10 protein-coding genes are annotated in these 14,089 nt (G+C 70.5%); 6 read left to right on the top strand and 4 right to left on the bottom strand.

What is annotated here, in order from left to right:
• Window positions 1–14: 14 nt before the first annotated feature.
• From AC07PR_RS23115 to AC07PR_RS23105, 3 genes are all read right to left on the bottom strand, one after another.
• Window positions 15–842: an AraC family transcriptional regulator gene (locus AC07PR_RS23115; protein WP_495136700.1), complete on the bottom strand. Its 828-nt coding sequence runs from the start codon at window positions 840–842 to the stop codon at window positions 15–17.
• Between the two features lie 78 nt (window positions 843–920).
• Window positions 921–2,045, bottom strand: coding sequence for an AraC family transcriptional regulator (locus tag AC07PR_RS23110; RefSeq protein WP_495136699.1), 1,125 nt, complete (start codon window positions 2,043–2,045; stop codon window positions 921–923).
• Window positions 2,042–2,983 (bottom strand): GGDEF domain-containing protein, encoded by a 942-nt coding sequence (locus AC07PR_RS23105; protein WP_495136698.1) that lies wholly within the window; start codon window positions 2,981–2,983, stop codon window positions 2,042–2,044. The genes AC07PR_RS23110 and AC07PR_RS23105 overlap by 4 nt, the downstream gene beginning before the upstream one ends.
• 132 nt (window positions 2,984–3,115) lie before the next feature.
• Here AC07PR_RS23105 and AC07PR_RS23100 point away from each other — a divergent pair, with 132 nt between their 5' ends.
• The 4 genes from AC07PR_RS23100 to AC07PR_RS23085 all read left to right on the top strand — a co-directional run bounded on the left by AC07PR_RS23100 (window position 3,116) and on the right by AC07PR_RS23085 (window position 9,774).
• Window positions 3,116–4,732 (top strand): hypothetical protein, encoded by a 1,617-nt coding sequence (locus AC07PR_RS23100; RefSeq protein WP_495136697.1) that lies wholly within the window; start codon window positions 3,116–3,118, stop codon window positions 4,730–4,732.
• Between the two features lie 156 nt (window positions 4,733–4,888).
• A complete protein-coding gene (locus AC07PR_RS23095) occupies window positions 4,889–7,486 on the top strand; it encodes a TonB-dependent receptor (RefSeq protein ID WP_495136696.1) in 2,598 nt (865 codons plus the stop codon).
• 23 nt (window positions 7,487–7,509) lie between these two features.
• Window positions 7,510–9,207: a phytase gene (locus AC07PR_RS23090; protein WP_495136695.1), complete on the top strand. Its 1,698-nt coding sequence runs from the start codon at window positions 7,510–7,512 to the stop codon at window positions 9,205–9,207.
• 105 nt (window positions 9,208–9,312) lie between these two features.
• Window positions 9,313–9,774, top strand: a complete 462-nt coding sequence (locus AC07PR_RS23085; RefSeq protein WP_377158480.1) for a GNAT family N-acetyltransferase — start codon at window positions 9,313–9,315, stop codon at window positions 9,772–9,774.
• 46 nt (window positions 9,775–9,820) lie between these two features.
• On the opposite strand, the gene AC07PR_RS23080 is transcribed toward AC07PR_RS23085, so the two are convergent.
• Window positions 9,821–10,429 carry a diguanylate cyclase domain-containing protein gene (locus AC07PR_RS23080; protein ID WP_495136694.1) on the bottom strand — a complete coding sequence of 203 codons (609 nt, stop codon included), beginning with the start codon at window positions 10,427–10,429 and terminating at the stop codon, window positions 9,821–9,823.
• A gap of 311 nt (window positions 10,430–10,740) precedes the next feature.
• Between AC07PR_RS23080 and AC07PR_RS23075 the strand changes: the two genes are divergently transcribed.
• Window positions 10,741–11,295 (top strand): ECF-type sigma factor, encoded by a 555-nt coding sequence (locus AC07PR_RS23075; RefSeq protein WP_377158483.1) that lies wholly within the window; start codon window positions 10,741–10,743, stop codon window positions 11,293–11,295.
• Between the two features lie 57 nt (window positions 11,296–11,352).
• Window positions 11,353–14,073, top strand: a complete 2,721-nt coding sequence (locus tag AC07PR_RS23070; RefSeq protein WP_495136693.1) for a serine/threonine protein kinase — start codon at window positions 11,353–11,355, stop codon at window positions 14,071–14,073.
• Window positions 14,074–14,089 lie beyond the last annotated feature (16 nt).

Below are 14,089 nucleotides of genomic sequence, written 5' to 3'. Positions count from 1 at the left end.
AGTGTCGCCGGGCGTCAGGGGCGGCGTCTTGTACCCAGTTGCTGCTGGTAGCGCGCCGGCGTCACGCCGTAGCGACGCGCGAAACCGCGCGTCAGGTGCGCCTGGTCGGTGAGTCCGACGGCGGCCGCGACCTGCGCGGGCGCGTGGCCGGCGGCGAGTTGCCGCTTGGCCTCATTGAGCCGCAGTGCCATCAGCGCCTGCTGCGGCGTCGCATGGTGCTGCGCCTTGAAGCTGCGCAGGAAGTGGAACGGGCTCAGGCCGGCGACGGCGGCCAGGCGCCCGGTGTCCATCGACTCGTCGAGGTGGGCCCGCATGTGCTCGATCACCGGCGCGAAGCGCGGCGCGCCGCCGTCGGGGCGGACCGGCGCGCGATGCGCGTGGCGGCTCAGTCCCTGGACCAGTTCGAGCAAGGCACTGTCGAAGGCCAGCGGCTCGCGCGCGCGCCACAGCGCGGCGATCAGCGCGGCGGCGCGCGTGGCGGCCGCCGCATCGTGCGCCACCGCGACGTCGAAGCGCCACGCCGGGCCGCCGTACAGCTCGGCCAGCAGCGCCTCGTCGAGGTAGACCATCCGATATCCCCAGGCGTCGGCCGTGGCCGCCTCGCCGGTGTGGATGTCCTCAGGGTTCATGAGCATCAGCGTCGCCCGGGGCGCAAGGTGCTCGCCGCCCCGCCAGCGGAAGCGCCCGACTCCGTCCGTGATCGCGCCCAGGCCGTAGGCCTCGTGCGTGTGCGGCTCGAAGCTGTGGCGCAGGATGTGGGCGTGGTACAGCTCGACGCCCGCGCGATGCGCGGGGCGACGGTACTGGGCCTGGTCCTCGGGATGTTCGAACGCCGTGGGCATGAGGCCGAGTCTATGCGGGCCTCGCGCCGCGCGTCGGCGCCAGCCTTCGCGGCTTCGGAAGTCCGTGGACCGCGCCGCTCAGAGCAATCCCGGCGTCATCCCCGTCCAGCGCTTGAATGAACGCCGGAAGTTGCTCTTGTCGGTGAAGCCCAGCGAGCGCGCCACCGCCTCGCCGCGCTGGCCGCGCATCAGCATGAGGTAGAGCGCCGCATGCGCGCGGACCTGGTCCAGCTGCGCCTGGTGGTGGGTGCCGAGCTGGGCCAGCTGGCGCTTCAGCGTCGCCGGGCTGACGCCGAAACGCCGCGCGCTGCGTTCCAGCGACGGATCGCCGCCGACCTCGGCCAGCAGGTGGTCGTAGAGCGCCGCGAGCTGGCCGCGCGAGGCGGCTTCCGGATCCGCGCCCTGCGCCAGCGCGCCTGCGGCCATGGCCGGGCGGCCGGGGACTGCCGCGGGCCAGGGCGCGGTCGCCGCCGCCAGCGGCAGGCGCATTGCATCCACCTGGCAACCGAAGCGGAGATCGCTGCCGAGGTAGGCCGCGTGCTGCGACAGCTCCCGCGGGCGCGTGCGGTTGAAGCTGAAGGACCAGGGCAGCGCCTGCCCGCCGCCCAGCCATTGCGCCATCGCGACGACGGCGCTCATCTGCATGTCCACGAGCAAGGGCTGCAGGCTGGCCGGCGCGCCGCAGGATTCGGTCCAGACGAGCAGCAGTTCGTCCGAGGTCTCGACCAGCCGAGGCGTGAGCAGCGGCGACAGACGTGCCGGCCAGTCGCACAGCACGCGCAGCGCCTGGCGCAGGTCGCCGGCCTGCTGCATCGCCTGGCTGGCGAGGCCGTAATGCCCCGGCAGGCTCAGCTGGCCGACGACGAACCCGACGTCGCGCGCCAGCGGCTGCAGCGCGGCCAGCATCGACAGCAGTTGCCGAGGCGACAACACCTGCCCCGGCACCACCCCGCAACGGCCCAGCCATTCCTGCGGTTCGAACGCGCGGCTCCGGGCGAACTCGGCCAGCAGCGCGCCCTGGTAGGCCCACGGGATGAAGGCGCGGTCCGCGCCGTGATGCGGCACGGCGCGCGTCGGCAAGGCCTGGCGCAACGCGGCCAGCGCATCGTCGGACGCAGCGGTCGCGCCGGTTGCGCCGGTCGCTGCGACCGCGCCCACCGCAGCGCTGGCAGCGGCGTCGGCTTCGTCCGCGACGAGCCTCACCGCAGCCGCTCCAGCAGGCGCAGCAGCTGCGTCTCCGCGTCTTCCTGCGGATCCAGCGCGGCGCTGGCCATGCGGGCGCTCAGCCGCGCCCGCGTGCGTCCGTCGGCGCACGGGTGCACATGGGAGGACAAGGCCGCCAGCAGATCGCCCGGCAGCGCCGAATCGGCGTCCGGCAACACGGCCACGAAGCGGTCGGCCGCATAGCGGCACAGCAGGTCGTCGCCGCGCAACTGCAGCAGCAACAGCGGGCCGGTGGCCTGCAGCAGCCGGTCGGCTTCGGCCAGCCCGTGCTGGCGCGCGAGCGCGGGCAAGTCCAACCAGCCCAGCATGACCAGCGTGGTGCCCACCGCCGCCGTGCCCGCTGTCGTGCCCGCCGACGTCGCGTTCGACGCTCGTGCCAGGTCTTGCTGGCGGCGGATCTGATCCAGCAGGTAGGCGCCGTCGCCGAGTTGCGTCAGGCCGTCGATCTGCGTGTGTTCGCGATAGCCCCGCTCGCGCCCGGCGCGCAGCGCATTCAGCGCGAGCTGCTCCTGCCGCCACAGGTGCAGGCCGAAGGTCAGGCCCGTCATGCCGATGACGTGGAAGGTCGACTCCATCCCCATCAGCAGCGTGAACTCGCGCGGGAACTTCCAGAACTCGTCCATCAGGTCGGCCCAGCCGCCCAGCAGCATCCCGGACAGGCCCAGGCACAGCCAGGTCGTCACGCGGCCCGCGGGCCGGCTCGCGCGCAGCTGGACGAGCCACAGCGCCAGCATCGCGACGATCGAGGTCTCGCTGACAAGGTCGATCCAGCGCCAGATCGCCATCGGCTTGGCCACGGCCCAATAACCGAAGGCCCAGGTGATGCCCGCCATGGCCAGCAGCAGCGCATGGCCGAAATGACGCGAGCCCGCGACCGGAGCGAGCACCAGCGGCGGGCGAGGCAGCACGACTTTCATGGCGCGCGATGCTAGGCGGCGTGTGTGACAGCCGTTGTCACACGGCGGGGACGGGGTCGTTTCGGCTCACGAACGCCCGGCCAACGCCACTCACCGGCCTCCGTGGCCCCGCCACGTCAACCGGAGAGCCCCTTGCCGAACCGCGTCCTGTCCCTCACCCCGATCGCCGCCGCGCTGCTGGCGCCATTGACCGTTTCCGCCCTGTCGACCGCCTTGCCTCCCCGATCCGTCACGGTCGTCACGACGCTCCCACCGCCGATGGTGATGTGCGGCAACGAGCCGATGCCCATCCTCGAAGCGCCCTACCAGGTGGTGTGCGCGCTCAACGAAGGCGTGATGGCCGATTCGGGGGCTGACCAGGGCGACAACATCCGTGCCGCGCTGGAACGCCTGGCCGACAAAGACACCGGCCTGTACTTCCCGACGGGCCGCTACCTCGTGTCGGGGCACCTCTGGCTGCGCAGCGGCAACGTGCTGGTGGGCAGCCGGTCCGGGGTCACGCACTTCGTCAATCCGGCCGGGAAGACGTCTTCCATCGATCAGACCTTTCACAGTGCCAACAACATCCTGGTCGAGGGCCTGGTCCTGGACAACATCGCCATCAACTTCACGCACGCCGGCACCAGCGTGGCCCGCTACAACGGTTTTCGCAATACTGCGTCCGAACAACCGCAGATCTGGACCCACGGGGCGGACAGGATCGTGGGCAACGTGCTGTGGCGTGAGCCGGACCATGCAGGCCGCGGCATCGCCGACTACGGCGGTCGCGGAGCGCTCATTTCGGGCAATCTGCTCGGCAGCGGCGACGCGAGCTCGATCGCAGGGATGAAGCGTCTGGCCGTCGTCGACGCCCGCACGCTGAAGCTCGCCAAGCGGATGACGCGGCTGGCCGCCATTGACGGGATGGTGCCCGACGCAGGGCAGCCTCAGGGTTACTTCACCGTTGCCCTTCATGTCGACGGCACCCGCGGGGGGCAGATCACCAGGAATGACGTCTCGGTGAACGGTTCGCGCGGCGGCGAGGTCGGCCCCGCGGGCCAGGTGGCCCAGCTGAGGAACGTTCAGGACCTGTCCCTGATGGACAACCGTTTCGCCGTCGAGGGCGACGCAGCCACCACCGGGCTGCCGCTCCTGATCGAGGCGCCGCAGGACACGCACATCACCGGGAACACGCTTGAGGGCGTCCCGCTGCAGCTGGTGCCAGACGCCGAGGGGAAACGTCCGACCAAGCGAACCATCGTCAAGACGAATGACCTGGTCGGCACTGCCGTGAGCGTCACCCAGCCTGTCACCGGCGACGACAAGGCCAGCACCACGATCGACGACCTGTCCTTCGTCCAGAACCGCTTCTGGCGGGTGGACCGCTCGCACTGCATGATCGACGCCCCGGTCCCCGTGCAACCGGGCAGGACCTTCGGGGCAATGGGCAACGTGCGGGTCCCCGGCAACGAGCCGGCGAAGACCTGCAATCTCCGCCTCTTGTCTCGCAAGGTGCCGGCGGGGACGACGGAGATCAAGCCGTCGGCAGAGGGTCGTCCTCCCGAAAGGACCACGTCCACGCCCGCCCCCGGCGACGGCAATGCGACGGCACCGATTCCCGAGGTCGCGATGCGACCGGTCCCAGCGACCGACGACCGGCAGCCCGAAGCACCCAGGAAGCGCCGCTGGTACCAGCGGGCGTCCGAGTTCATCGACGAGCAATCCGACGAGATCATCGACAGGCTGAGGGCCATGATCCGGCGGCTCTGACGTCGCCTGCGCGCCACCAGGGGGTCGGATCGGCTCACCGCGCCCCCGCGACGGAGCCGTCCGGGCCGGCACGACACGAGAATCGCGCGCTGTCACGGACCCGCCATCCGCGGTTCCTAACGTGCGTCGCCATCCGTGACTCACCGACCCCCGACCATGCGCACGCCTCCCCGCCCTACCCTGCTCGCCCTCTGCCTGTCCAGCCTCTTCGCCGCCGCGCCGGCCCTGGCCCAGCAGACGCTGGATCCGAAGAACGACGCCAGGACCGCATCGAAGGCCGAGGCGACGTCCGACGCGAAGGCCGACGCGAAGAAGAACGCCAAGGACTCGACGCCCGGGGCGAAGCAGCTCGAGACCGTCGTCACCGTCGGCCAGGCCGCGTCGCTGCGCTCCGCGCTCGACAAGCAGACCGCCGCCTCGGGCATCGTCAACGTCGTGCACGCCGACGGCATCGGCCAGCTGCCCGACAACAACGCCGCCGAGGCGCTGGCCCGCATGCCGGGCGTCTCGGTCGAGCGCGACCAGGGCGAAGGCCGCTTCATCCGCGTCCGCGGCCTGGGCCCGGACTACAACGCCGTCAACATCAACGGCGCGCTGACGCCGGCCTCGGAGTCCGACCGCCGCGCGCCCGGCCTGGACCTGGTGCCGGCCGGCCTGATCCGGTCACTCGAGGTGCAGAAGACGCTGACGCCGGACCAGGACGCCAACTCCCTCGGCGGCACGGTGACCGTGCGCACGCTGAGCGCCTTCGACCAGCCGGGACGGCTCTTCACGATGGAGCTCGGCGGCAACTACGACGCCAATGCGTCCAAGACCAAGCCGCGCGGCTCGGTGGCCTTCGCCGACCGCTTTGCCGGCGGCACGCTGGGCGTGGCGATGGCGCTGTCCGGCGACCAGCGCCGCTTCGCCAGCGACAACGTCGAGACCGGCGGGGATTGGGACGGCGAGAAGCTCAACAGCTTCGAGCTGCGCCGCTACACCATCACCCGCGAGCGCGTCGGCGCCGCGCTGAACCTCGACTTCAAGCCGGACGACGCGTCGCTCTTCTACCTGCGCAGCTTCACCAGCAGGTTCACCGACCAGGAAAGCCGACAGTCGGTCGCCGTCGAGTTCGAGGAGCCGCAGGCCCCCGGCGAGACCGGCGAAGGCACCGTCAGCCGCGGCCTGAAGGCGCGCAAGGAGATCAACAAGTCCAGCGCCGTGGTGCTCGGCACCGAGCTGTCGCGCGGCGACTGGAAGTTCTGGGCCGAGGCCGGCGCCGGTCGCGCCAGCGAGAACAAGCCCGACACGCTGGCCTCCTCCTCGTTCACGGCGGACTTCTCCGGCCTGGGCTACACGGACACGGTCAAGCCGATGCCCACGGCCGTCGCGGGCCTGAACGATCCGTCGCGGTATGCCTTCAACAAGGCCAAGATCGAGAAGAGCAACGCCACCGACCGCGTGCGCCACTTGAAGGCGGACGTGCAGCGCGAGTTCGACCTCGGCGGCTGGGACCTCGACCTCAAGACCGGCCTGAAGGCGACCCGTCGCGACAAGGACAACGAGCAGGAGACCTACGCGCCCAGCGCCAAGCTGCTGAAGAAGGCGCCGTACAACGTGCCCTCGTCGCAGCTGGGCCTGGGCGGCTATGTCGGCGGCGGCCCGGTCGATTATCCGTGGACCTCGTTCGGCCCCGGCATCGATGTCGGCAAGCTGCGCGGCCTGTACGGCGGCTACGACCTGAACGCGTTCCGCGACGAAGTCGATTCGACGGTCAACGACTACGGCATGAAGGAACGCACCGACGCCGGCTACCTGCAGGCGACGCTGGAGAGCGGCGGCACGCAATGGCTGGTCGGCGTGCGCCACGAGCGCGTGCGCTTCACCGCCGACGGCACCGCCTGGAAGGACGGCGTGCTGAGCCCGGTGCATGAGGAGACGCGCTCGCGCCATTGGCTGCCGGCGGTGCTGCTGCGCCAGAAGCTGAACGAGGGCCTGGTGCTGCGCGCGGCGCTGACGCATTCGGTGGTGCGGCCGGCCTTCGGGCAGTTGAGCCCCGGCGTGACCGTCGACGGCGACGAGGCCACCATCGGCAACCCGCTGCTCAAGCCGCTGCGGGCACGCAACCTGGACCTGGGCCTGGAGCAGCGCCTGGGCCGCGACGGCGCGATGTCGGCCTACGTCTTCCACAAGAAGATCCGCGACTTTGCGTTCCAGACCGACCTGGCGGGCACGCCGGGCTGGGAGGACTTCAGCCATGTCGAGGCCTTCGCCAACGGCGGCGACGCGACCGTGCGCGGCGTGGAGCTCTCCTGGAGCCAGGCGCTGAGCACCCTGCCCGCCCCGTGGAACGGCCTGGTGATCGGCGCGAACGGCAGCTTCGTGAAGTCGCGCGCGACCATCGGCGGCTACGACGCCGGCCAGTTCGTCAGCCGCCGCATCGCGCTGCCGAGTCAGTCCGACCGCAGCGTCAACCTGAGCCTGGGGTGGGAGTCGCCGGCCTTCGGCGCGCGGATCGCGCTGAACCACAAGTCGCCCTACCTGCTCGAAGTCGGCGACGTGCTGGACGCCCGCCAGGACCGCAAGGTCGACACGCAGAACCAGATCGACGCGTCGATGCGCGTGCAGCTGACCCCGCAGCTGCAGCTCCAGTTCGAGGCGCTGAACCTGAGCAACGAGCGCTACTACGTGTACCAGGGCAGCAAGGCCTTCAACACCCAGTACGAACAGTACGGCCGCGCCTACAAGCTCAGCCTGAAGCTGGCGATGTTCTGAGGCGGCGGCACACGATGACGATGATGACAAAGACGATTCGCGCATTCGCGTCCACTGCCGCACTCGCCGCGACGCTGTCGGTGGCGGGGTTCTCCGCCGGCGCGGCGACGCCGAAAACGGCGCTCGAACTCGGCAAGAGCGGGCTGCGCCTGCTCGACGACAAGGGTCAGGTGGTGGACGAGTTCGGCGTCCGGGCCAAGCGCTGGGATCGCCGCCAGTTGGCGGACGGGACGACGGTCGCGCTGCTGCAGGACGCCGACTCCGGCGCCCTGCGCCTCATCGAGGTGGGCGATCGGCAGCTGCGTGAACGCGCGCACTGGCATGGCCCCGCCTTCGATGTGGAAGCCATCTGCCTGTACCTGGAGCCACGGCAGCAGACGCTGCAGGCGTTCCTGCTGAGCAGCGACGGGTTGGCCGAGCAATGGGTGCTGGGGCCGTCGAACCATGGCCAGGGCAGCGCCAAGAGCAACCGCAGCGGCAACAGCAGCGGCAACAGCAAGGACGGTGGCAAGGATTTCGCGAGGGGCCAGGTGTTGCGTCAGCTCGCCACGGTCCCCGATGCCAAGGCTTGCACGGTGCGCGACGACGAAGCGACCTTGTACGTCGCCGAGGCTGGCGTCGGCCTGTGGGCCTTCGTCGCGGATGCGGAGCGCGCGGGCCGTGAGCTCGTCGCCCCCGGTCTGGCGCCGCAGGACATGGCGCTCTGGCTCGACGCTCGCGCGGCGCAGCCGCGTCCCGTGATCCCGGTCGCGACGCCCTCGGCGCAGACCGAGCCGGTGCGCGGCGGCGGCGATGCGGCGGACGACCCGGCGATCTGGGTCCATCCGACCCGGCCGTCCCGGAGCCGCATCCTCGGCACCGACAAGAAGCGCGGCCTCGCGGTCTACGACCTGCAGGGTCGCGAGACGCAGTTCCTGCCGGTCGGCCGGGTCAACAACGTCGACCTGCGCCAGCGCGTGCGCGACGGCGATCGCACCTGGGACCTCGCGGTCGCGACGCAGCGCGACCAGCGCAGCGTGCTGCTCTTCGGCATCGACGGCGCGGGCAAGGTCTCGACGCTCGCCGAGTTGCCGACGGGGCTGGACGAGGTCTACGGCGTCTGCAGCGCCCGCCATCCGGCAGGCGGGCTGGATGTGTTCGTCAACGACAAGGATGGCCGGCTCCTGCAGATGCGCGTGACGCGCAAGGCCGGCGTGTGGACGTCGGAGACGGTGGCGTCGATGAAGCTGGCGACGCAGCCGGAAGGCTGCGTCGCGGACGAGCCCGGCCGGCAGCTGTTCATCGGCGAGGAGAAGCGCGGCCTGTGGCGCGTGGCGCTGGACGCGGACGGCCGGCTCGGCGACGCGACGCTCATCCTGCCGGTCGGCGAGGTGCTGCATGCCGACGTCGAGGGCATGGCGGTGCATCGCAGCGCGGCGGGCGCATGGCTGGTGGTGTCCTCGCAGGGCAACGACAGCTACGTGGTGCTCGACGCCGACGCGCCGCACGCGGTCAAGGGACGCTTCCGCGTCGGACTGAACCCGGCGCGCGGCATCGACGCGGCGTCGGAGACGGACGGCCTGGACGTGACCTCGGCATCGCTCGGCGGCGAATACGGCGAGGGCCTGCTCGTCGTCCAGGACGGCCACAAGCGCTGGCCGATGGGCCGGCAGAACTTCAAGCTGGTGCCGTGGCGCGAGGTGATGAAGGCGATCGAGGCGCCGACCACGCCGGTGCGCTGAGACGTCCGCTCACCCCGCGCGCCAGCGACGGCTTGATCGTGCGGACACCAGGGCTGATGATCCGGGCCTTTTCAACCCCGGGCTCGGCCCTCAGCTTCACCGCGCATGTCCTCAGATCTCGTCGTCCGTCCGATCGCTCCGTCCGACCTCGCCGCCTGGCGTCCGCTCTGGGACGGCTACAACGCCTTCTACGGACGCGTGGGCGAGACCGCCCTGCCCGAGGCCGTCACCGCGTCCACGTGGTCGCGCTTCTTCGACGAGCGCGAGCCGGTGCACGCCTTCGTCGCGGAACTCGACGGTCGGCTGGTCGGCCTGACGCACTACCTCTTCCATCGCAGCACGTCTCGGATCGAGGACACCTGCTACCTGCAGGACCTGTTCACCGCCGATGACGTCCGCGGCCGCGGCGTCGGGCGTGCGCTGATCGCGGCCGTCACGGCCGCCGTCCAGGCCCGAGGCGGCCATCGCCTCTACTGGCAGACACACACGACCAATGCCGCCGGTCGCGCGCTGTACGACCGCGTCGCGGAACACAAGGGGTTCATCGTCTACGGCCAGGATTTCTGACCGGGGGGAGATCGCGACGGCGGAGGCGCCGGATCCTGATCCGGTCTCAGCGCATCCGCCGGCGCAGATCCTGGCGCGCGCTTTCCGCAAGATCGGTGCCGCGCGCGCCGCCTTCCGGGAAGGACGCCATGCCCATCTGCAGGCGCACCTGCATCGTCACGGCACCCACGCCGTACGGCCCGTTGAGCGCGGTCTCCAGACGGTGCTGCACCAGGTGCGCCTCGGCGACGCCGGCATCCAGCAGCAGCACCGCGAAGCTGGTCTCGCCCACCTGCAGGACCATGTCGGTCCCACGCACCCGGCTGCGCACGCGGCGACCCACGGCCGTCATCAGCCCGTCCCGGACCTCGGCCGCGGCGGCGCGTTCCCGGGCGCCCTCGCCCTCGCCCTCGCCCTCGTCCTCACCGACATCGTCGGCACCGGCCATGGCCTGCGCCGCGGTCGCCGCCGCCTCGGCCTCCAGCCACAGCACCGACAGGTGCCCGCCGTAGCGGCGGCACTGTGTCAGCTGGCGCGAGATCATGAGGCCGAACTCGGCCAGCGAATCCACCCGCGGCACCCACAGCGCCGGCGTCTGGCGCGTCGGCTTGAGGAGCCCGACCGGGGCCTGCTCCAAGGCGTCGGCGGGCGCTGCGGCGGCGGTGGACGGACTCATGCGCAACTGCTCCAGGCGGAAGACGGGTCACGCCCGCGCCTTTGCCTTTGATCGGCCTTCCGCGGGTGCGAATGAAGAGGGTGAGGACACGACCCGCTGAAGCAGCCCGATCCATGCCGGCCTCCCTTGCCACATTGACCAAGCCGTGTCCTCATCTATCTAAAACGGATCCCCAACGGCCATCCCGACATCCGCTAACAAAAATCTTCTCAGTGGAAACCCTTGAATTGACGCCTCCATGGCGCTGATCGCGTCATCCGTCGCCCGCGCCTGTGTAACAGGGTCATACGGGGCCGCTAGAGTTCTGCTCCATGAAGGACATCACCGAACTGCTGCACGACGCCGGTCAAGGGGACCGGTCCGCCGCTGACCAGGTGGTGGCGCAGCTGTACGGCGACCTTCAGCGCCTGGCGCGGCAGCGCATCCGGCAGGCAGGAGACCTGACCCTGCTGGACACCACCGCGCTGGTGCACGAGGCCTGGCTGCGGCTCGCCGGTTCGCAGGGGCAGACGTTCCCGGACCGGCGCCACTTCCTGGCCTACGCGGCCCGCACCATGCGCCACGTGGTCATCGACCTGGTGCGCGCGCGCCAGGCCGAGCGCCGCGGCGGCAACCAGCCGGACCTGACGCTGAACACCGCCGTCGTGGAAGGCACGCCGCAATCCGACGACAGCATCCTGCGCGTGCACGAGGCGCTGGAGGAGCTGGCGACGATCGATCCGCGCCTGGCGCAGGTGGTCGAGATGCGCTACTTCGGCGGGCTGCTCGAGCAGGAAATCGCGGAAGCCCTCGGCGTCACCGAAAGGACCGTCCAGCGGGACTGGCAGAAGGCGAGAATCCTGCTTTCGATGAGCCTCAAGGACTGACCCCCGCCGGGTCGGGTCCGAGACCCGTCGTCCTCACCGACACAAGACGCCCGACCGATGGACGCACTCGATAAACAGCGCTGGATCGCGCTGAGTCCGCTGCTCGACGAACTCCTGGACCTGGAGGGGCCGGACCGCGTGCGCCGGCTCGAGGAGATCCGGGCCGGCGACGTCGCCATGGCCGAGCACCTCGAGGCGCTGCTCGCGCGCGACGAGGCCCTGAACGACGACGGCTTCCTGGAGCAGCCCGCCGCGGAGGCGCTGCAGGGACCGGTGCCGTCGGCGGTGCCGCCGCTGGACTTGCGCGGCGAGTCGCTCGGCCCCTACGAGCTGGAGCGCGAGATCGGCCAGGGCGGCATGGGCGCGGTGTGGCTCGCGAGCCGGGCCGACGGCCGCTTCGAGGGCCAGGTCGCCGTCAAGTTCCTGAAGTCCGGCCTGTTCGGCAAGGGCGACAGCGGGCGCTTCGAACGCGAGGGACAGATCCTTGCGCGGCTCTCGCATCCCAACATCGCGCGGCTGCTCGACGCGGGCGTGCACAACGGGCACCAGCCCTACCTGGTGCTGGAGTACGTCGACGGCCTGCCGATCGACCGCCACTGCCAGATCAACGCGCTGGACGTCGAGTCGCGCATCCAGCTCTTCCTCGACGTGCTGGCGGCGGTCGCGCACGCGCATTCGCGGCTGATCCTGCACCGCGACCTCAAGCCCAGCAACATCCTGGTCACACACGACGGGCAGGTGAAGCTGCTGGACTTCGGCATCGCCAAGCTGCTCGACGATGCCACGCATTCGGGCGCGGCGACGGAACTCACGCAGCGCGCCGGCAGCGCGTTCACGCCGCAGTACGCGGCGCCGGAGCAGGTCCAGCAGGCCGACGTCACGACCGCGACGGACGTCTACGCGCTGGGCGTGCTGCTCTACCAGATGCTGGGCGGCCGCCATCCGACGGCGGACGACACGCAGACCCACCTCGACCGGCTGCGCGCCGTCGTCGAGCTCGTGCCCAAGCGGCTGTCGGAGGTGGCCAGCGACCAGCTCGACCCGGTCATCGCGCGCCAGGCCAAGCTGCTGCGCGGCGACCTGGACACGATCGTCGGGAAGGCGCTGAAGAAGAAGCCGTCCGAGCGCTATGCCAACGCGGAGTCGATGGCCGTCGACCTGCGGCACTGGCTGGCGCATGAGCCGATCACGGCAAGACCTGACACGCGGCTCTATGTGTTGGGGCGGTTCGTCCGGCGCCACCGGTGGAGCGTGGCGGCCAGCAGCGTGGCCGTGCTGGCGATGGTGTCGCTGACCGGGCTCAGCGTGCTGCAGGCGCGGCGTGCCGAGCGGGCCGAACATCAGGCGCAGGAGCGGCGGCAACAGGCGGACGATCTGCTGAGCTACATGCTCGGGGAGTTCGCCGACAAGCTGCGGCCCGTGGGCCGGCTGGAGCTGCTCGACAGCGTGGGGAGCAAGGCGCTGACGTATCTGGCGCAGGACGACAACGCCACGCCGGAGGAACGGCTTCAGCGAGCCAAGGCGCTGACCGTGATCGGCGAGGTACGCGTGACCAAGCGCGCCTTGAAGGAGGCACAGGAACCGCTGGCCGTCGCGCGCCGGCTGTTGACAGGGCTCCCGCCCTCGAAGGCCTTGACCGGCGAGTGGTTCAAGGCCCAGGGAGCGGCCGCGTTCTGGGCCGGACATATCCACTACATCGGCGGGGACCTGGACCAGGCCACGTCCGCCTGGCTGGCCTATCGCGATTCCGAGCAGGCCTGGCTGGATGCCGAGCCGGACAACCTCGAGGCGCTCATCGAGCTGTCCTACGCCTACAACAGCCTGGGATCCGCGCGGCTGAGCCGCGTCGACCTGGAGGGCGCAGCGGACTACTTCCGTCGATCCATCGACCTCAAGCGCAAGAGCATCGCGGCCAATCGTTCTCCCAGCGTCGACAGCCGCATGGAGTTGGCCGACAGCCTGAGCTGGCTGGGCACGGTCTATTTCCAGCAGGGCATGAACGCCGCCGCGGCGCGGCTTTTCGCCGAAGGCGCGGCGATCATCGCGCAGGTGAGGAGCAACGCGCCCAAGGACGCGAAATGGGTTTACCGCGAGGCGATCATGTTGCGCTGGCAGGCCGATGCGCTGTCACGCCTGCGCCGGCACGAGGAGTCGCAGCGGGCCTCCCGCAAGGTGCTGGACATGCTGCGCGATCTGCTGCAACAGGATCCGTCCAACTCACAATGGCGCGTCAACCTGTACACCTCGGAGGTCTTCGATCTCGGCTTCCGTGAATCGAGTCTGACGCCGGCCGAGGTCTTGGCCGGCGCCCGCGCGCTGAGAGCGCGCATGCCGGAGATCCGCGACCCCGCCAACCCCCAGCGCAGTCTGCTGGACTCGCCGTCGCAGCTGGCATGGCTCACATCGCATGCGCTGGCTCAGCTGCACGACACGGCGGGCGCCATCCGCGAGTTGCAGGACACCCGGCGGGGGCAGCAGGCGATGTTGGCGAGGCGCCCGGTCGATCTCAACTTCATTTCCAGCTACGTGGAAACGCGCCGCCGGCTGATCGCTTTGCTCGCGCCCGGCGGACCGGCGGCGGACGAAACGGAGCGCCGCGCCGTGTGCCGGGAGGTCGATGACTTCCTCGTGAAGAAGGGCGCGGCGATCCGGGTTCATCAGCAGATCACGCAGGCATGGGTTGAGGCCCAATCCTGCTTGGGTCGGGAAGAGAGAGAAGACGTGAGGCAGGCAGCACGATGGTTGCAACGCGACCGGTCTGCGGAGTTTCCTTCCTGATCCGGATCACCACCAC

It is taken from the genome of Roseateles sp. GW821-FHT09H11, assembly GCF_059415845.1.
Note: the sequence above shows the minus strand (reverse complement) of the source record. Positions and strands in the feature narration are given on the sequence as shown.

Bases quoted from the DNA above. Each gene is read 5' to 3' on its own strand.
- AC07PR_RS23115 (WP_495136700.1), bottom strand. From the start codon at position 842: ATGCCCACGGCGTTCGAACATCCCGAGGACCAGGCCCAGTACCGTCGC.
- AC07PR_RS23105 (WP_495136698.1), bottom strand. From the start codon at position 2,983: ATGAAAGTCGTGCTGCCTCGCCCGCCGCTGGTGCTCGCTCCGGTCGCG.
- AC07PR_RS23095 (WP_495136696.1), top strand. From the start codon at position 4,889: ATGCGCACGCCTCCCCGCCCTACCCTGCTCGCCCTCTGCCTGTCCAGC.
- AC07PR_RS23090 (WP_495136695.1), top strand. From the start codon at position 7,510: ATGACAAAGACGATTCGCGCATTCGCGTCCACTGCCGCACTCGCCGCG.
- AC07PR_RS23085 (WP_377158480.1), top strand. From the start codon at position 9,313: ATGTCCTCAGATCTCGTCGTCCGTCCGATCGCTCCGTCCGACCTCGCC.
- AC07PR_RS23080 (WP_495136694.1), bottom strand. From the start codon at position 10,429: ATGAGTCCGTCCACCGCCGCCGCAGCGCCCGCCGACGCCTTGGAGCAG.
- AC07PR_RS23075 (WP_377158483.1), top strand. From the start codon at position 10,741: ATGAAGGACATCACCGAACTGCTGCACGACGCCGGTCAAGGGGACCGG.
- AC07PR_RS23070 (WP_495136693.1), top strand. From the start codon at position 11,353: ATGGACGCACTCGATAAACAGCGCTGGATCGCGCTGAGTCCGCTGCTC.